Annotated in this window: 15 protein-coding genes; 6 read left to right on the top strand and 9 right to left on the bottom strand. The window is 62.5% G+C overall.

The window, feature by feature from the left end:
- Positions 1-9: 9 nt before the first annotated feature.
- Complete coding sequence (locus LOC60_RS11795) at positions 10-573, bottom strand: winged helix-turn-helix domain-containing protein (protein WP_230025360.1); 564 nt, start codon at positions 571-573, stop codon at positions 10-12.
- Positions 574-634: 61 nt separating this feature from the next.
- Here LOC60_RS11795 and LOC60_RS11790 point away from each other — a divergent pair, with 61 nt between their 5' ends.
- Positions 635-1921: an MFS transporter gene (locus tag LOC60_RS11790; RefSeq protein WP_230025359.1), complete on the top strand. Its 1287-nt coding sequence runs from the start codon at positions 635-637 to the stop codon at positions 1919-1921.
- Between the two features lie 2822 nt (positions 1922-4743).
- Here LOC60_RS11790 and LOC60_RS11785 read toward each other — a convergent pair.
- From LOC60_RS11785 to rpmH, 8 genes are all read right to left on the bottom strand, one after another.
- On the bottom strand, positions 4744-6177 hold the full coding sequence (locus tag LOC60_RS11785) for a ParB/RepB/Spo0J family partition protein (RefSeq protein WP_230025358.1): 1434 nt from the start codon (positions 6175-6177) through the stop codon (positions 4744-4746).
- A 105-nt stretch (positions 6178-6282) separates the two neighbouring features.
- Complete coding sequence (locus LOC60_RS11780) at positions 6283-7431, bottom strand: ParA family protein (RefSeq protein ID WP_331460814.1); 1149 nt, start codon at positions 7429-7431, stop codon at positions 6283-6285.
- A 121-nt stretch (positions 7432-7552) separates the two neighbouring features.
- Positions 7553-8185, bottom strand: a complete 633-nt coding sequence (rsmG, locus tag LOC60_RS11775) for a 16S rRNA (guanine(527)-N(7))-methyltransferase RsmG (RefSeq protein WP_230025357.1) — start codon at positions 8183-8185, stop codon at positions 7553-7555.
- Between the two features lie 39 nt (positions 8186-8224).
- Entirely contained in the window at positions 8225-8788 is a 564-nt protein-coding gene (locus tag LOC60_RS11770) for a Jag family protein (protein WP_230025356.1), read from the bottom strand.
- Complete coding sequence (gene yidC / locus LOC60_RS11765) at positions 8785-9747, bottom strand: membrane protein insertase YidC (protein ID WP_230025355.1); 963 nt, start codon at positions 9745-9747, stop codon at positions 8785-8787. Before yidC ends, LOC60_RS11770 begins: the two co-directional genes overlap by 4 nt.
- Positions 9748-9756: 9 nt before the next feature.
- Positions 9757-10128 carry a membrane protein insertion efficiency factor YidD gene (gene yidD, locus LOC60_RS11760; protein ID WP_230025353.1) on the bottom strand — a complete coding sequence of 124 codons (372 nt, stop codon included), beginning with the start codon at positions 10126-10128 and terminating at the stop codon, positions 9757-9759.
- 29 nt (positions 10129-10157) lie between these two features.
- A complete protein-coding gene (gene rnpA / locus LOC60_RS11755; RefSeq protein WP_230025352.1) occupies positions 10158-10505 on the bottom strand; it encodes a ribonuclease P protein component in 348 nt (115 codons plus the stop codon).
- Positions 10506-10568: 63 nt separating this feature from the next.
- Positions 10569-10706: a 50S ribosomal protein L34 gene (gene rpmH / locus LOC60_RS11750; RefSeq protein WP_022892375.1), complete on the bottom strand. Its 138-nt coding sequence runs from the start codon at positions 10704-10706 to the stop codon at positions 10569-10571.
- Positions 10707-11232: 526 nt separating this feature from the next.
- Between rpmH and dnaA the strand changes: the two genes are divergently transcribed.
- From dnaA to gyrB, 5 genes are all read left to right on the top strand, one after another.
- On the top strand, positions 11233-12654 hold the full coding sequence (gene dnaA, locus LOC60_RS11745; RefSeq protein WP_146359770.1) for a chromosomal replication initiator protein DnaA: 1422 nt from the start codon (positions 11233-11235) through the stop codon (positions 12652-12654).
- A 602-nt stretch (positions 12655-13256) separates the two neighbouring features.
- Positions 13257-14381, top strand: a complete 1125-nt coding sequence (gene dnaN, locus LOC60_RS11740; RefSeq protein ID WP_230025351.1) for a DNA polymerase III subunit beta — start codon at positions 13257-13259, stop codon at positions 14379-14381.
- Positions 14382-14584: 203 nt separating this feature from the next.
- On the top strand, positions 14585-15769 hold the full coding sequence (recF, locus tag LOC60_RS11735; protein WP_230025350.1) for a DNA replication/repair protein RecF: 1185 nt from the start codon (positions 14585-14587) through the stop codon (positions 15767-15769).
- Positions 15753-16292 (top strand): DUF721 domain-containing protein, encoded by a 540-nt coding sequence (locus tag LOC60_RS11730; RefSeq protein ID WP_230025349.1) that lies wholly within the window; start codon positions 15753-15755, stop codon positions 16290-16292. The genes recF and LOC60_RS11730 overlap by 17 nt, the downstream gene beginning before the upstream one ends.
- A gap of 283 nt (positions 16293-16575) precedes the next feature.
- On the top strand, positions 16576-18615 hold the full coding sequence (gene gyrB, locus LOC60_RS11725; RefSeq protein WP_230025613.1) for a DNA topoisomerase (ATP-hydrolyzing) subunit B: 2040 nt from the start codon (positions 16576-16578) through the stop codon (positions 18613-18615).
- Positions 18616-18627: the final 12 nt, after the last annotated feature.

Below are 18627 nucleotides of genomic sequence, written 5' to 3'. Positions count from 1 at the left end.
GCTGTTCCGTCACGGGCTGGTGTGGCTGCTATTGTCGGGCGCCGACCCGGGTGTGCTGTCGGGGTGGATGGCCATAAAGAGCGAGTAATGGGCGCTGCCCTCGGGCGGCGTTTCCGCTTCAAATTCATCCAACAGATTCTGGACGCGTTCGACGAGCCTTGCATGACCTTCATCGGTCAGGCGGATGCCTAGCCGGGAAATTGTGACCTGCTCGGATGCGGGGACCTGTCCTACCTCGGACACAAACGCGCCAATCATCGCGCCGCGCATACGGAGATCCCGGCCGTCCAGGTTCAACTGCCACGACTTACCCGTCGCGCGGTACGGGATCTCATATGCGCCGCTCGGTCCGGACCGCGCCTCCTGCGGTTCCAGGAAACCTGCTGAGACAAGCTTGCGCACGTGATAAAGCACCGTCGCCGGGTTGGCGTCGAGCCTGGTCGCAATCTCCTTGTTGGTCAGCTGCTCTTTGCGGCACAGGCGCAGAATGCGCACCCGTATCGCCGACGCCAGGGCTTTCGCCTCTTCCTCGTTCGCTGACCGCCGAGGGGCCTGACCGCTCTCGTCTGTCATGGATGCAGACTACCAGAGCGACCTATTGACAAATATCAATCGATTGGCGAGAGTCAACCGCATGACAACAGACCATGGTGCCGGAGACCAGGCACACGCCGGGGTTCTACGGGATCACGACTTCCGCTTCCTGTTCTATTCCACTTCCCTGAGCCAGTTAGGGACGCAGATCTCCGGGCTCGCGCTGCCACTGGTGGCAGTGGTTTCCCTGGCAGCGACGGAGTTCGAAGTGGGGCTGTTGTCCGCCATGAGCACCGTTGCGTTCCTGTTGATTGGTTTGCCCGCCGGTGTCTGGGTTGATCGGCTGCGGTACCGGCGGATACTCGTCTGGTCGGATCTGATCCGAGCGGTGGTCCTGCTAACTGTTCCGACCGCCTGGTGGCTTGGAGCCCTGACCGTCTGGCAGCTCTACGCGGTGGCCCTGGTCATGGGTGTCTTCAGCGTCTTCTTCGACGTGGCCTACCAGAGTTACCTCCCGCTCCTCATAGGGCGGGACCGTCTGGTCGAAGGAAATGCCAAGTTGGAGACGGTGCGCTCAGTTGCCCAGCTTGGCGGCCCGGTTGCGGCCGGCCAGCTCATCGCCTGGCTGACGGCGCCCGTTGCCCTGGCCCTGGATGCCGTCGCTATGGGTTTGTCCGCGCTGTTCGTTGGACGCATGCGTTACCAGCAGCCCAAGCCGGCGCGAGAGTCCCGGTCATCGTTGACAGCGGACATCGCTGAAGGCCTTCGTTTCGTTCTTGGCAACCCCCTGCTGCGGGCGATCGCCGGTTCCACGGCATTGTTCAACCTCGCCTTCGCGGCCTACATGGCCATGCTGGTGTTCTTCCTGCCGCGTGAGATCGGGCTGGGTGCCCACCAGATCGGAATCGTTTTCTCGGTTCTGGGAGCTGGCGGCCTAGCCGGTGCCCTCGCCACACGGCGGCTGACCCTGTGGCTGGGTGAAGGGCCAGCCATATGGTTATCCATCGCTGCAACCGCGCCTTTTGCACTGCTGCTGCCGGCCGCCGACGGCGGTTGGTCGGTCTGGCTGGGCGCCGCCGGGCTCGGCGTAGCCAGCTTTGGCGTGGTGGTTTACAACGTGACACAGGTCAGCTTCCGCCAGCGGCTGACCCCGGATCGCCTGCTGGGCCGCATGAACGCCACCATGCGCTTCCTCGTATGGGGAACGCAGCCAATCGGGGCGCTGCTGGGCGGCATACTCGGGCAATTGTACGGAGCAGAGGCTGCCCTGTGGATTGCCGGGGCAGCCACCTGTGTGGCCTTCCTGCCTGTCGCCTTGTCGCCCCTGCGCAGGATGCGTCACTTGCCGGACGGGCAAGCAGCAGTAGCCAGCCCTCCTCCTGCGTAACGTCCGGTACGCCTCTTCCGGACATAGCCGCACCCGGCAGGCATCCCCAGTGCAGTGACCGACAGGGCTCAGTCCCTGGCACGGATCCGGAGGGGGAGGACTCTTATTGTTCCCACGACCGGCAGTAGTGAGTGTTCGGCCAACCCGGCGCACGCGCTCCACGCCGCGGCGCCAGCATCCAGCGAGGGCTCCGCCACCGGCGTGCTCTACGCGCCGTCGGCGTTTACCCTCACCCGTACATCCGTTCACGGCCTCTGGCCGGCACACCTCCTGGGCCGGGAGTTCCGACGCTGCAACGGCAATACTCGGTATCTCGGTATCTGAGGACATGAGGATCTGAGGATCTGAAGCCGGACTATCCACTCGGGGAAGCGGTTCGCCTGCAGGAAGCGTGGAGGGCCGCTGGCGCTCCCGTTCTACCCGGTACAGGTGCGTGCAACAGTTCGTCCCAACACTGCCTATGACCGCCGTCCATCAACCCGATTCACAAGGTTTCGCCCCGCTGTGAGCGTGCCGGCGACGCTGCCCACGGCGGGCAGACCAGTCTACGACTTCCCCATGGGCGGCCCGTAGACGAGCTTCTACAGCCGGGGCATGGGTAGCCCGGCCTGGCAGGCGGAGGGGCTTCCAGGGCGCCTGCAGGAGAAGGGAGGGAGCCGTCAGGGGCAGGTCGTTAGCCACGCGGGCCGTTCACGAGGACCGGCGGGTGAACTGCGTTTCACGTGAAACAGCTCGCGCAGCCGAGCAACGGCGGCCCGCTGCATGGTCCCGCCATAGGTCCTCGGTTAGAGGCTGGTCGGGTAAAGACTGGAGACGGAAGGTCAGGTGGGTTGCGGGTGGCTTGCGCCTGGTCGGAGGTGGAGGCGGGCGCTTCATTACCTATCAGGAAATGGTGACCGCGTCCCACCTCCTGCTCCTCTTTGGAGACCTGGGGCATCCAAGGTCTCTGTTCACCCATCGGAAGCGTCCGCATTCTCACCGGCCATACTCGACCGGCGACAGTGCGCCTGACTGTCCTTGTTCCAGTGAAGCCTTCGATTGATCCGTGAAGCACCTACGCCGGTCTTCTGGCGCACCGGCAGGTACATCAACGTGCCCCGAAGACCGGTGTGCCCACGTCCCTCACCGCTGCCACCTACCCAACGTGCCGCAGACCTGATACCAACCATCGAGTCCGGTGATCTCCACCTTGCGGGACTCATGGCGCTGGATGCCTAGCCGGCGGACCGGCCGAATCCGAGCCGCTGGTGTTTCACGTGAAACGACCTCCGGCTTGTAGGCGGAAGTACCCCGTTGCACATGCCGAGGACTCCCTCAAGCGTCTTGACCCGGGCATACAGTTTCTTGCGGCTCTGTCTCTCGCTCCGACGCCATACCGGAACACGGACAACACACTCACTCGGAGCTGATACGGGCGCCGTTTCACGTGAAACACTGCAGGACGGCACGGACAACCGCGCGGATTCATGTCGTCCCGGAAGCACCGCGGCAAAGGTGCGGCGACATCTGACCCAACACGAACGGATAGGACAGTGCCGGCGAGATGGGCATCAGTTGGTAGTCGACTCCTATGGATTAGCCCAGGAGTAGCGCCTCCAGGAACGCTAGGACTGGAACACCGTCCTATGGGTCGGTTATCCACTAACTGCTCTGCCCGGCTCCGGGATGAACCCCGCAAGGTCATCTTGTGCCCAAGAGTCGACCTGTAGCGATGAAGAGTTCTACGCATGGGTGCGGTCGATCGTATGCTGCACGCGCCCCTCGTGTCTTTAGCGGCCGATTCACGCTGACACGGCGGCGGCCAATCAGTGCACGGATCACTGTTTCACGTGAAACAGGGATTCTCCGTCCACGTGAAACAGAGCCACCGCCAGAGGCACAGCAGCTGACAGGCGTCCTGGCCCCCGCACTGTGCGTGTGGGCGTGAAGATCCAGGGTATGGAACATCTCTAAGAGATCACCCATCTCTGCCTTGCGAAACAACCGTGTCTTGAACTGGCAACGCAGTAAGCCCAGTGAACAACTGCTCCTTGCCGTTTCCTGGCGGGCGGAGGGTGCCATCAGCTAGAGGCTCATCTGTTTACAGGACGGCGGAACAAGAAAATCCTGGCGGCGTGGCAGCCCGCGGAAGGCTGACCTATAAGCGCAGCGGTCACGGAGTGGCTTATCCGCCAGGGTTACCTCGAGCTGCACGCGCTAGCCATCCCTGCCCGCGTTGATCCCCACGACGGTGGTGGAGCCTTTTAGTGGCGCCCGCCGCGGCGATGGGCCTCGTATGCTCTGTGAATAAACGATGTTTCACGTGAAACCGAAGGCATGGAGGCAACATAATCTGTCGGCGGCCAGCCTGTCGGCAAACCGGTGCTCGGATCGCAACAGCTACGTTCGCGGAACAGTCACGGTTTCACGTGAAACAATGCGCGACTTCGTCTTCGTGTACGACCTGCTTATAGAGTCGAACCGCGCCGGCATAGCGATCACCGCGGAGTTCCCGACATGGGGTTACCGTACCGCCCGCTTAGGCTGTGTCCGTTCTACAGCCAGTAAGGGTGGCTGACTTCTGCTAATAGCGTGCCTCGACCCTGCCGCGAGGGTCACTCGCTACTTTCACCAGCGTCGAAAGGATCCCTGGTAGTACTTCCCGAAGTCGAGGTCACCAGCGCCCCCGCCGGGCGAAGTTCTTCATATATCCATGTCATCAACTCCAGCTGGCTCTCACCGGGACGATCAGCGAGGAGGTTCTATGGCCGGCGTTAAGACGCAAAGGGCCGGTGTTTCACGTGAAACACCGACCCCTTCAGCTACACAGTTGGCGCGCGGCGTTACTCACCAGGCGCCGTGAGGACACCCATGATCCGATTCAGATCATCAACACTCGCAAACTCGATGCTCACTTTGCCCTTCCGGGCCCCGAGAGTGATCTTTACGTTCGTGTCGAGCCGGTCAGAGAGTGACGTTGCCAGGTAATCGAGTCGTTCATGCCGGGCACCGATCTTCGGCTTGGCTGCCTTGGCCGGCTTACGCAGGCCGTCGGAGAGGGACACAATCTCCTCCGTGGCCCGGACGGAAAGACCCTCGGCCACGATCTTCTGTGCCAGCTTTTCCATCTCAGCAGGATCGCCGAGCCCAAGCAGAGCGCGTGCGTGGCCCGCGGACAGAATTCCAGCCGCCAGGCGGCGCTGTACCAGCGGGGGAAGCTTCATCAACCGCAGGGTGTTGGTTACCTGCGGCCTTGACCTGCCGATTCGGTCTGCCAACTCTTCGTGCGAGCAGCCGAAGTCATCAAGGAGCTGCTGGTAGGCGGCAGCTTCTTCCAACGGGTTCAGCTGGCTGCGATGCAGGTTCTCCAGCAGGGCGTCCCGCAGGAGGTCTACATCCTGGGTGGACCGGATGATCGCCGGCACGAAGTCCAGCCCGGCCTCACGGGAAGCTCGCCAGCGACGCTCACCCATAACAAGCTCATAGGGGTGCTCCGCGTCGTCTTCGGGAGAAGGCCGCACCACAATTGGCTGCAGCACCCCGATCTCGCGGATGGAATGCACCAGCTCGGCCATATCATCTTCATCGAACACCGACCGTGGCTGCTTGCGGTTCGGGTGGATCGAGTCGATCGGGAGCTCCGCGAAGGTCGCGCCCGGAACCTGGACGAGGCCACTGTCCTCCGGCTCGTCAGTGGATGTTTCACGGGAAACATCCGCCGCTTTGTCCTGCCGGGCATCGACTGGCTGTTCCGACTCGCTGCTGTCACCGGCCGCCGGGAGGGGCGCTGACGCAGCGTCCGGGAGGGCCTCTTCAACCGCGGGAGAGTCCTTTGATGCCTTCCGGGTGCCATCCTGACGCCCAGCACCGCCTGATGAGGCCTTGGCTGCCTGCTTAGCCGCTTTGTTTACCGAAGCCGGGGTGGATTCACCTTCTGCTCCTGCACTGCCTGAGGCACGGGGTTCAGCCGCTGCCGGCTGCTTCGGGTCGTCAATCCCGTCTGCATCCGTACGGGCGTCCGTGCTGCGGGAGGTGGAGCTGCGCGTCGTCGACTTTTTCGCCGGTCCCCGAAGCGCCTCTTTATTGATCCCCGCCCCTCGGCGAGGGCCGGAACCGCCTGCAGGTGTGCGGGGTTCGTCCGCCGCAGCAAAAAACAAATCAGCCGGGCGGCCGGAAGTAACGTTTCCCTGGTTCGAGTTTTCAGTCTCCGCAGGCTCCGCACTGCTAGGAATTAAAGCTCCCAGACCGCGGCCTAAACCACGACGCTTCTCGGCCATGGGTAAGTCCTTCCCTTATGCACACACTTCAAGCTGCACGGATTGATTGTGAGAGTATTCTAAGGCGCGGCGCCGGGCTGGCAGCCGAACCCCGCCGGGGTGTCCCTAAGCGCGCTGGGCTATCTCCGCGGCTGCTTCCAGGTAGGAGAGCGCGCCGGTGGAAGACCGGTCATAGGTTATGACCGTCTGCTGGTAGCTGGGTGCCTCAGAAACGCGGACCGAGCGCGGAACGACGGCGCGCAGCACCTGCTCGGGGAAGTGCTCGCGCACCTCGGCGGCAACCTGCGCGGCGAGGTTGGTTCGGCCGTCGTACATCGTCAGCAGAATCGTGGAGACAACCAACTCCGCGTTCAAATGCTTCTGGATCATCTCAATGTTCTTCAGCAGCTGGCTTAGCCCCTCGAGCGCGTAGTACTCGCACTGGATCGGGATGAGGACTTCCCGTGCCGCAACAAAGGCATTGACGGTCAGCAGGCCCAGGCTGGGCGGGCAGTCGATGAAAATGTAGTCCAGCCGCTCCAACCCCTGCTTTTCCCGTTCAGCGGCGTAGACGTTAATAGCGCGGCTCAGCCGCTGCTCACGCGCAACCAGGGATACCAGTTCAATCTCCGCTCCGGCCAAGTGGATCGTGGCCGGCGCGCAGATGAGGTTGTTGATGTCCGGGCACTGGGCAACCACGTTGGCCAGCGGAAGGTCATCAATCAACACATCGTAGATACTCTCCACATCAGCACGGTGGTCGATGCCGAGGGCGGTCGAGGCGTTGCCCTGCGGGTCGATATCAATGACCAGGACGTTCTGGCCCGCGGTCGCCAGCGCGGCAGCCAGGTTGACCGTGGTGGTGGTTTTCCCGACGCCGCCCTTCTGGTTACTCACAGTCATGATCCGCGTCTGGGGCGGGCGCGGCAGAACGCGGCCGCGCAGCTTTTCACGGCGCCGGTTTTCACTGGCCAGTTCACGCGCCAGCGGGGTGCTCTCGTCCATCAAGTCCATAACATCTACCGATGCCGGCGCGGGAGCGGCTTCATCGGATACACCACCTTCGATAGCTTGGGGGGCCGGCACGAGTGCGGCACTGCTTTCAGTCTTGGCGGGTTCCATCGGCTCAGCCGGAGCCGTTTCACGTGAAACAACTACCGGCAGTTTCGAAGCCGCATTCAATTGCGGCTGTTTTCTGCCGAATGACGCAGACAGGGCAGAACCGAGTGCGGCGAAGGGAGGAATCCGTTTTGCGGCAGAATCACGCGCACTCACCTGGTCATGCTCACTTTCCAACATAAAGCGTTAAGGCATTAGTCCATCTAGACTATCCGCTTCAGGGCCATTCCCCGGGACCGGCGTCGGTGTGTGCATGGAAGCCAGACTGTCAGACGGATCACCCTACGGAGATGCGCACCACGGTTGTGGGTTCCTCGAGCAGGTCTCCGCCGACAGTCAGCACGGCCGTATCCCGTCCGCCCAGCTTGCGGATTGCCTTCGCGGCCTTCTGGACCTCTTCTTCGGCGCTGCGGCCCTTGATGGCCAGGACCGTGCCCCTGCCGTGCAGCAGCGGTACTGTCAGGCCGGCCAGCCCGCCGAGCGCCGACACGGCCCGGGCGGTCGCCACGTCCACGTTTACCTCGTCGACTACCTGCTCGGCCCGTCCGCGGATCACGCGGACATTGCCGAGCCCCAGGTCCGCAATGACCTCGTTGAGCCAAATAACGCGCCGCTCCAGCGGCTCAATCAGGGTCATGGTGAGATCCGGACGGGCGATGGCCAGGCACAGGCCCGGCAGGCCCGCCCCGCTGCCGACATCGGCCACCGTGGCGTTCGCCTCGATCAACTCAGCCACCACGGCGCAGTTGAGTACGTGCCGGCTCCAAAGCCGCGGAACCTCCCGCGGGCCGAGGAGGCCTCGCTCCATCCCCGACGTCGCGAGGTGCTCTACATACCTTTGTGCGAGGTCCAGGCGGTCGCCGAAGATTTTCCGGGCGGCGTCCAGTTCTGCGGGCGTTGTTTCAACCACTTACTTGATATTCCTTGTCTGCACTGCCGGGCGGGATAACTATGAAGCAGGCAGGGAAACGACGATGTGGCGGTCTGCGCCTTCACCCTCGGATTCACTGATCAGTCCAAGTACAGCCACGGCGTCGTGAACAATCTTCCGTTCGTAGGCACTCATGGGAACAAGCGCTACTTCCTGTCCGGTTTCCTTGGCACGTTTGGCAGCGTCCTCGGCAATAGCCTGCAGCTGCCCGCCACGCTCTTCGCGGTAGCCGGTAATGTCCAGGACCAGCCGGGAGCGGTTCTCAGTGGCTGTCAGCACCGACAGCCGCGTAAGTTCCTGCAATGCCTCGAGCACTTCACCGTCAGGGCCCACCAGGGCCTGGAGAGCGGTGTCGTCGCCCTCCTCCGAGACCACGGAGATGTACGTCCGCCCGTTCCGGACCTCAATATCGATGTCACCGTCAATGTCGGCGATATCCAGGAGTTCTTCAAGGTAGTCGGCGGCTACGTCGCCCTCTTCCTCAAGCCGGCCGGTGCGTCCCTGAGCAGGTTCGGAATCCTCCTCGAGCGGAGCTGCGGGATCGAGCGGAGCTACGGGATCATCAATGTGCTCAGTGCTCATTTTCTTTTCCTGTTCTTCCGCTGAGGCTGGGGGCGCTGGCCCTTCGGTGCTGCCGGTACCTCTACGGGCGTTTCACCCTTCTTCTCACCCAGGAGCGGGGCCATCGGCAGACCCTTGCGGGCACGGCGTTCAGCAAGTGCCTTTGCTGCCGGCGAGCCGGGGGTGGGCATCCGGCGGATGACGAAGAACTGCTGTCCCATGGTCCACAGGTTGGTGGTGGTCCAGTAGATGAGCACACCGATGGGGAAGTTGATGCCGCCGACGCCGAAGACGATGGGCAGTACGTAAAGCATCATCTTCTGCTGGCGCATAAAGGGGCTGGCCAGGGCCTCTTCGGACATGTTCTTGGACATGATCTGCTTCTGCGTAATGAACTGCGAAGCGGTCATGGCCAGGATCATGATGATCGAGAGCACTACTACCGAGAGGTGGCCCTCATCGCCGAACCCGTGCAGGAGCGAGGAGGACAGCGGGGCGCCCAGGATGGTGGCCTCGTCGAACTGCTGGATGGCGCTGTGGGACAGCGCGCCCTGGCCTTCGCCCCGGGCGTTCGAGGCGGAGATTCCGTTCAGCACCTGGAACAGGGCAAAGAAGAACGGCATCTGCACAAGCATGGGGAGGCAGGCAGCGAACGGATTGGTCCCGTGCTTCTTGTACAGGGCCATCTGCTCCTGCGTCATTGCCTGACGCGAGAGCTGGTCGGTCTTGCCCTTGTACTTCTGCTGCAGCTTGCGCAGGTCCGGCTGCAGGGACTGCATGCCCCGCTGAGCCTTGATCTGCTTCACGAAGACCGGAATCAACGCTGCGCGGATCACGATCACCAGGCCGATGATGGACAACGTCCACGTCCAGCCGGATGCGGCATCCATCCCGAGGAAAACGAATCCCTCGTGGAAGACCCACATGATCCATGACACTACCCACTTGAAGGGGAACAGTATCGTCTCGAAGAAACCCATTTACTCTCCTCAGGCCGCCGAGCGGCTGTCTTCGTCAGCTGGAATCACGGGGTGATTCAGCACAATGATCCTCGGGACCTTCGTTGAGTCCCAAATCCGGTGTCCATCAGGTACGTGATCCACGCCGCCGCCGTTCCACGGATGGCAGCGGATAAGCCGTCGGAAAGCCAGCCAGGAGCCTTTGACTGCTCCATGGACGGTGACTGCTTCGAGGGCATAGGCGGAACACGATGGGAAAAATCTGCAGACCTGGCCGTAGAGCGGCGAAACGGCCTTGCGGTAGGCCATAAGCAGGCCGATGAGGAGCATGCGCGGGAGGTTCCATAGAAAACGGGCAACAGCAATCAAGGCCCTCAACGGATTTGATCCGGAGTCCCTCATCGCTGGCTCATCCTCCCTCACCTGCATGTCTAAAGCTGCGAAAGTTTGGCTATACAGGCGTTCAAAGCGCTGTGGTAGTCGGCACTGAGCACGGGCCAAGACGCCGAGGCTGAAGCAGGTAGAGCCCGCACCACCACGTCCAAACCCGTTGGGTGGATGGCAAGGCTCTGCGCTGCCGCTTCCCTCAGTCTTCTCTTAACGAGGTTGCGTGTCACCGCGTTCCCGACGGATTTGGCCACAATGAAGCCTATGCGGCTCGGTTGGTCACCCGTTCGAACCGCATATAGCACTACGTTCCGGCGCCCACTTCGGGCACCGGAACGTACAGTACGAGAAAAATCTGCCGATGCCCTTACCCGGTTCCGTACGGCCAGCATTAGGACCACCTGGAATCCGGAGTAAAGCTGCTTAGGGGCAGCATCGACAAACTTTGAGGTTATTTAGGCCGACAGCTCGGTACGGCCCTTGCCACGGCGTGCGGAAAGAATGGCACGGCCGGCACGGGTACGCATGCGAAGGCGGAAGCCGTGCTTCTTGGCACGACGGCGGTTATTCGGCTGAAAAGTCCGCTTGCTCACGGTAGTTACTCCAAGACAATCTTGAGTCGCGCCGGCACTTGTTGCGACAAGGGGGAAGAACAGGCGGCGCTTTTTTCATGTGTCTGTCTGTACTCGCCCGGACCTGGACCCTGATTTCCAGAACCCCTGCAGGGCATGTGTGAGTACAGATAGCAGACACAAAGGACTACTCAACGTTAGGTGAGACAGGGGCACCAGTCAAACCGGGGTAGAAGCGCCGCCTTTTCCACATCGCACGCCGGGCTGTGTACAGGGTTGTGGATAGCCGCGCACCCGGCTGTGCACACAGATCTTTCAACAGCTGTGGACAACTGCTGTGGGTATCCTGACCTGTCCAGGCTTGTGAGACAGCCGACAGGCCCTTGTGCAGGCGGATTTCCAGCTACCACCATGGGAAATCATCCTCTAGGCTTGGCGACGGGTACTTTATCCACTATCTGTGCATAACTCTGTGGATGAAGTGCCGGGATCCCCACCGGGATCCCGAGTTTTCTTAGACAGCCGCAGGGCGTCATGAGGGGTTTTTGTGGGTACGGACGAAATCAACGATGTTGGCAGTTCTTGGCGCAAGGTCATTCGGACCTTGGAGACTGATGACCGGGTTACTCCCCGACAGCGTGGATTCGTGGTGCTTGCGCAGGCCCAGGGCCTGATCGGCACCACCCTTCTGGTCGCAGTACCCAACGAACTGACGCGCGAAGTGCTCCAGACGCAGCTGAAGAACATCCTTGATGAAGTCCTGCGCGGCGTATTCCAGGCAGATATCCAGTGTGCTTTCGTCATTGACTCTGACCTCACACCCGTGGCGGAAGCCGAACCCGAGCCCGAAGAACAGCCGGCGGCACCCAGCCCCGTACCTTCCGGCGAGAGCGGCGCCCCCTCCCCGACGCCTCCGAGCACCAGCCAGGAATTCGGCCGCCTCAATCCCAAGTACGTCTTCGAGACCTTCGTGATCGGTTCATCGAACCGGTTTGCCCACGCAGCGGCCGTTGCCGTGGCGGAAGCTCCCGCGAAGGCCTACAACCCCCTGTTCATTTACGGCGACTCCGGATTGGGCAAGACCCACCTCCTGCATGCCATCGGGCACTACGCACGCCACCTGTACACCGGAATCCGGGTCCGGTACGTGAACTCGGAGGAGTTCACCAACGACTTCATCAACTCCATCCGGTATGACGAAGGCGCCAGCTTCAAGCAGCTCTACCGCAACGTGGACATCCTGCTGATTGACGATATTCAGTTCCTGGCCAACAAAGACGCCACCCAGGAGGAGTTCTTCCACACCTTCAACGCCCTGCACAACCACAACAAGCAGGTCGTCATCACCTCGGACCTGCCCCCCAAGCAGCTTTCCGGCTTCGAAGAACGGATGCGTTCACGGTTCGAATGGGGCCTGCTGACGGATGTGCAGCCGCCGGAGCTCGAAACCCGCATCGCGATTCTGCGGAAGAAGGCAATCGGCGACAGCCTTAGCGCTCCGGACGACGTCCTGGAATACATCGCGTCCAAAATCTCCACGAACATCCGTGAGCTGGAAGGCGCGCTGATCCGCGTCACCGCGTTCGCCAGCCTGAACCGGCAGCAGGTGGATGTCGGTCTGGCAGAAATCGTCCTGAAGGACCTGATTACCGACGACGGCGCCCAGGAGATCACGGCCGCGTCAATCCTCGGGCAGACTGCCGCCTACTTCCAGATCAGCCTCGAAGAGCTCTGCAGCAAATCCAGGACCCGCACCCTGGTTACCGCCCGGCAGATCGCCATGTACCTGTGCCGTGAACTGACGGACATGTCCCTGCCGAAGATCGGCCAGGAACTGGGCGGGCGGGACCACACCACGGTGATCCACGCGGACCGCAAGATCCGGGAACTGATGGCCGAACGCCGGGCGATCTACAACCAGGTCACTGAGTTGACCAACAGGATCAAGCAGCAGCAGCGCGAGGCCTGAACACCGGGGAAAAAGAGCCCCGCAGGGGCTCGAAATTAACATTTGTGGACAAGGGTGTGGATAACCCGGTGGACAACCCCCGGTTACCCACGCTTCCCTGTGGATACGCGGAACCCTTAAAAAGTTTCCAACAGCCCCGGACACGGACGCTGCAGCGCGTCCACAGGTTATCAACAGGCTTAAACAGCAGGGACGCCCCGGCATGAGGGGTTATCCACAGTATCCACAGGAGTTATTAACACTACGGATCTTAAGAAATTGGGTTCCACCAAATAACAACTAAGCTCCGGGACACCTCGAACCACACCGACACATCCACTGAAAAGCTCATTGACCAGAGGGGCAGGCACCACCTGCCCGTTCGCCTCTCCGGGCCCGCTCCGGTGCAGTTCACCACCGGACAGGGCTAAGCTGTCACAGAGTATGGTTGTCATTCGCGTGTAAACCCGTACGGTCCGGTAGCCGGAGCTAAACACCCGTCTACCCGCTCCTACCCGGACCCGTCCGCGGATGCTTCCCCGTTTGACCCACACATAACTCACCCGAGTTCAAGACAAAATCAGTTGTACTGAGAAGTACGTTGCGAAAGGCGGCACCCTTCAGTGAAGTTTCGAGTTGAGCGGGATGTCCTGGCCGAGGCCGTCACGTGGACAGCGCGTTCCCTGTCTCCGCGCCCGCCGGTTCCGGTCCTTTCGGGGCTGCTTATCAAGGCTGAAAACGGTTCCCTGAGCATCGCCAGCTTCGATTACGAGATTTCCGCGCGTCTGCAGATTCCGGCGGATGTCAGCGAAGAGGGGACCATCCTGGTTTCCGGCCGCCTGCTGGCCGAGATCTGCCGGAGCCTTCCTTCGGCTCCGGTTGAAGTGGAGACCGACGGTTCGAAGGTCACACTGACCTGCCGCAACAGCCGGTTCAACCTCGCCACCATGCCTGAAGCCGAATATCCGGAACTGCCTGCCCTTCCCGAGGTGAGCGGCGTCGTCGACGGCGATGCTTTCGCTCAGGCCGTGTCGCAGGTGATCATTGCCGCCAGCCGCGATGACACCCTGCCCATCCTCACGGGTGTGCGGATGGAAATCGAAGATGACCTCATTACCTTCCTTGCCACCGACCGGTACCGCCTGGCCCTGAGGGAACTGTCCTGGAAGCCGGCTACCCCGGGAATTTCCACCAGTGCCCTCGTGAAAGCCAAGACCCTCAACGAAGTGGCCAAGACTCTCGGCGGCGCAGGGGACCTCAACATCGCCCTCTCCGATGACAGCGAACTCATTGGTTTTGAAAGTGGTGGACGGCGCACCACCTCGCTGCTGGTAGACGGCGATTACCCCAAGATCCGCTCTCTTTTCCCTGAAAACACGCCGATCCACGCCACCGTGGAAACCTCGGCGCTGGTGGAAGCCGTACGGCGAGTGTCCCTCGTGGCCGAACGGAACACGCCGGTCCGCCTGGCCTTCACCGATGGTCAGCTCTCCCTCGATGCAGGCACCGGTGAGGACGCCCAGGCATCTGAAGCACTGGAAGCTGCATTGGTAGGCGACGACATCACGGTTGCCTTCAACCCGCACTACCTGAGCGAAGGCCTGAGCGCGTTCCCGAGCAAATATGTCCGCTTCTCCTTCACGACGCCGCCCAAGCCGGCAGTGATTTCCGCCCAGGAAGAGCTCACCGGCGATGACCAGGCCGATTACCGCTACCTGCTGATGCCGGTGCGTCTGCCGAACCAGTAAGTCACCGCCGCCCGCCGGCCCCGGCAAAGCGTGATTGGTCCGGTGGCAGGCGAAGCGGCGGCATGGAAAAAGCGGCGTAACAATGTCGATGTAACACAATTTGACAAGGGCCTGTTGGGCAGTGGGCAGATCATCGGCCGTTTCTGCCAGCCGCTGCACAGGATCGCCGGACAGGCCCGACGAAGAGGAGAGGATCAGAACCCATGTACGTTGACCACCTCTCCCTGACGGGCTACCGCAGCTATCCGCAGCTGGATATCCGGCTCGAACCCGGAGTCACCGTCTTCGTAGGACCCAACGGCACGGGCAAAACCAACATCGTCGAGGCAATCGGCTATCTGGCCACGCTGTCTTCCCACCGGGTGAGCACGGATGCCCCTTTGGTGAACTTCGAGGCCGAACAGGCATTGATCCGGGCCCGCCTGATGCGGGGGTCCCAGGCCACCGGCGTCGAGCTGGAACTGAACCCCGGCCGCGGCAACCGGGCGCGAATCAACCGCGCCAACCCGGTCCGTGCCCGGGACATCCTCGGCCTGTGCCGGACGGTGCTTTTCGCGCCCGAGGACCTGGCGCTGGTCAAGGGCGATCCCGGCAGCCGCCGTCGTTTCCTGGACGAATTGATCGTCTCCCTGGTGCCGCGCCATGCGGCAACGCGCTCCGACTATGAACGCGTGCTGAAGCAACGGAACGCGCTGCTGAAATCTGCACGGGCAGCCGGCCGTGTCACGTCTGCGCACGAGGCCACGCTGGATGTTTGGGACCAGCACATGGCGGTGGCCGGCGCCCAGTTGGTGGCTGCCAGGCTCGAGGCGCTGCAGCGGCTGCAGCCACATCTGCAGGCGGCCTACCGTGACCTGACGGACGGGTCGAAAGCGGCGCGGGCCGTCTACCGGTCCACCCTGCAGGGGACAGTGAACGACGACGGCGCCGTGGAAGACTCCCAGGATCCGGACGAGTTGTATGCCCTGACCGTCCCGGAACTCACCGAGCGGTTCCTGCTGGCCTTTGCCGCCAACCGCAGGCGCGAACTTGAACGCGGGATCTCACTGGTGGGGCCGCACCGGGACGAACTGGAACTGATTCTCGGGCAGGCTCCGGCCAAGGGATACGCCTCCCACGGGGAGACCTGGTCCTTTGCCCTGTCCCTCCGGCTGGGGTCCTACTACCTGCTCACCAGCGACGATCCCACCCCCGGATCCGGACCCATCCTGATCCTGGACGACGTGTTTGCCGAACTGGATGTCCAGCGCCGGCAGCGGCTGGCCGGTATTGTCGCCGGCGCCGAGCAGGTGTTGGTGACCGCTGCCGTGGGAGACGATATTCCGGAGGCACTGGCAGGACGCGTCATCAATGTGGTCCCGGGAGGCGTCAGTGTCCCCGTCTCCTGAGCCCGTGCCTTCGGGCGGGGATCCCGAGGACCGGCCGGACGCGGCGCGGGAGCAGCTGAACCGCATGCGGCAGGCAGCCCAGGCCCGTGGAAACCAGCGCATCCCGGCCACCCGTCGCAAGACCGGCCGAAGCAGGCAGGTCCCCTTTGTGCCCGGAGAATATGTCGGGCGGGATCCGCAGGGCCTGGGCAATGTCTTCACCCGCTTCGTCAATGAACGCGGCTGGAACTCTCCCGTTGCCGTGGGATCCGTGATTTCCCGCTGGGAGGAGCTGGTGGGAAGCGAAGTGAGTGCCCACTGCAAGCCGGAATCGTTTCAGGACACCACAGTGCAGGTCCGGTGCGATTCGACCGCCTGGGCCACCCAGCTTCGGCTCCTGCGGGCCACCCTCATTGCCCGGTTCGACGCCGAACTAGGGTCCGGCGTCGTCACCAAGATCGAGGTCATCGGCCCGGCGGCGCCGAACTGGCGCAAGGGACTGCGGAGCGTTAAGGGTCGGGGACCGCGCGACACCTACGGGTAGGCCGCGGCTTCGTGCGGGTGCGCGCCCGGCGGGAAAGGACCGGACTTCCTGCCCGTGCAGGAGCCGGTTAGGGGCCGGAGAACCCCCGTGCCGGTATCGGTCCCTATCCGGGGCGGTCCGATTCGCTCCAAACCGTCATTAGCGGCCTGTCAGGGGGTGTTTTGGACGGGTTTGTGCCCCGCGGCGCGGTAGAATTGAGAGTGGAGATGCCTGTCCGCTGGGGAGGCTTCAATTTCTGACGAAACAAGAGGAGTCGACAGCACCTGTGGCTAACGACAATGAGATGGACAACTCAGAGGTAACACCAGAGCACCACACCGCACCGGAAAAGGCCACCCCCGTGGAGTACGGTGCGAACGAAATTACGGTTCTGGAAGGCCTCGAGGCAGTCCGCAAGCGCCCGGGCATGTACATCGGTTCCACCGGCCCCCGCGGCCTGCACCACCTGGTGTACGAAGTGGTGGACAACTCCGTCGATGAAGCGCTGGCGGGTTACTGCGACCACATTGAGGTGGTCCTGCAGGCCGACGGCGGCGTGCGCGTTACCGACAACGGCCGCGGCATTCCCGTGGACCTTCATCCCACCGAGGGCATCCCCACTGTCCAGGTCGTTATGACCATCCTGCACGCCGGCGGCAAGTTCGGCGGCGGCGGCTACGCGGTGTCCGGCGGCCTGCACGGCGTCGGCATTTCCGTGGTCAATGCCCTCTCCGAGCGCGTGGAGACCGAGGTACGCCGGCAGGGCTTCGTCTGGCACCAGAGCTTCGCGAACGGCGGGAACCCCGTCGGCGAGCTGCGCAAGGGCGAAGCGACCGAGGAAACGGGCACCACCCAGACGTTCTACCCGGACCCCACGATCTTCGAAACCACCGAGTTCGACTTTGAAACCCTGCGTGCCCGCTTCCAGCAGATGGCGTTCCTAAACAAGGGCCTGCGGATCAAGCTCACCGACGAGCGGACGCTCGAGGAGGAAACCGAGGAAATCGCCGAGACCGGCGAGCAGGATTCCGCTCCCAAGCACCGCACGGTGGACTACCTCTACGAGGACGGGCTGCTCGACTACGTCAAGCACCTGAACTCCTCGAAGAAGGTCGAAGTTGTCCACAACGACGTCATTGCCTTCGAAACCGAGGACTCGGACAAGAAGATGGCCGTGGAAATGGCCATGCAGTGGACCACCGCCTACTCCGAGAGCGTCCACACCTACGCCAACACGATCAACACCCATGAGGGCGGAACCCACGAAGAAGGCTTCCGCGCTGCCATGACGTCCCTGATCAACCGGTATGCCCGCGAGAAAAACATCATCAAGGAAAAGGATGACAACCTCACCGGCGACGACATCCGTGAGGGACTGACCGCCGTTATCTCGGTCAAGCTGGCCGAACCCCAGTTTGAAGGCCAGACCAAAACCAAGCTTGGCAACTCCGAGGTCAAGGGCTTCGTCCAGCGGGTAGTCACCGACCAGCTTGGTGACTGGCTCGAGCGCAACCCCGGCCCGGCCCGCGACGTCATCCGCAAGTCCATCCAGGCTTCCCAGGCCCGTCTGGCGGCCCGCAAGGCCCGTGAATCCACGCGCCGCAAGGGGCTGCTGGAATCGGGCGGCATGCCCGGCAAGCTGAAGGACTGCTCTTCCAAGGATCCGTCCAAGTCGGAAATCTACATTGTGGAGGGCGACTCCGCAGGCGGTTCGGCAGTGCGTGGCCGCAACCCCGAAACACAGGCCATCCTGCCGCTGCGCGGCAAGATCCTGAACGTGGAACGCGCCCGGCTGGACCGTGCCCTCGGCAATGCCGAAGTCCAGGCCATGATCACGGCGTTCGGCGCCGGGATCGGCGAGGACTTCGACGTCGACAAGGCCCGCTACCACAAGATCGTGCTGATGGCCGATGCCGACGTCGACGGCCAGCACATCACCACCCTGCTGCTGACGCTGCTGTTCCGCTACATGCGGCCGCTTATTGAAAACGGCTACGTGTACCTGGCCCAGCCGCCGCTGTACCGCATCAAGTGGTCCAACCACGCCCACGACTACGTCTACAGCGACCGTGAGCGGGATGAGGTCATTACCCGCGGCCTGGCCAACAACCAGCGCCTGCCGAAGGACAACGGCATCCAGCGCTACAAGGGCCTGGGAGAGATGGACTACACCGAGCTCTGGGACACCACCATGGACCCCGACCACCGCACGCTGCTGCAGGTCACCATGGATGACGCCGCCGCCGTGGACTCCGTCTTCTCGGTGCTGATGGGTGAAGACGTCGAGTCCCGCCGAAGCTTCATCCAGCAGAACGCCAAGGACGTGCGCTTCCTGGACATCTAGCGGATTCAGTGC

The organism is Arthrobacter sp. zg-Y769, assembly GCF_020907405.1.
Classification (GTDB): Bacteria; Actinomycetota; Actinomycetes; order Actinomycetales; family Micrococcaceae; genus Arthrobacter_B.
Note: the sequence above shows the minus strand (reverse complement) of the source record. Positions and strands in the feature narration are given on the sequence as shown.

What these genes read in the sequence shown, in the direction of transcription:
- LOC60_RS11795 (WP_230025360.1), bottom strand. Translation starts at nt 573, where the DNA reads ATGACAGACGAGAGCGGTCAGGCCCCTCGGCGGTCAGCGAACGAGGAA.
- LOC60_RS11790 (WP_230025359.1), top strand. Translation starts at nt 635, where the DNA reads ATGACAACAGACCATGGTGCCGGAGACCAGGCACACGCCGGGGTTCTA.
- LOC60_RS11785 (WP_230025358.1), bottom strand. Translation starts at nt 6,177, where the DNA reads ATGGCCGAGAAGCGTCGTGGTTTAGGCCGCGGTCTGGGAGCTTTAATT.
- LOC60_RS11770 (WP_230025356.1), bottom strand. Translation starts at nt 8,788, where the DNA reads ATGAGCACTGAGCACATTGATGATCCCGTAGCTCCGCTCGATCCCGCA.
- yidC (WP_230025355.1), bottom strand. Translation starts at nt 9,747, where the DNA reads ATGGGTTTCTTCGAGACGATACTGTTCCCCTTCAAGTGGGTAGTGTCA.
- yidD (WP_230025353.1), bottom strand. Translation starts at nt 10,128, where the DNA reads ATGAGGGACTCCGGATCAAATCCGTTGAGGGCCTTGATTGCTGTTGCC.
- rnpA (WP_230025352.1), bottom strand. Translation starts at nt 10,505, where the DNA reads ATGCTGGCCGTACGGAACCGGGTAAGGGCATCGGCAGATTTTTCTCGT.
- recF (WP_230025350.1), top strand. Translation starts at nt 14,585, where the DNA reads ATGTACGTTGACCACCTCTCCCTGACGGGCTACCGCAGCTATCCGCAG.
- gyrB (WP_230025613.1), top strand. Translation starts at nt 16,576, where the DNA reads ATGGACAACTCAGAGGTAACACCAGAGCACCACACCGCACCGGAAAAG.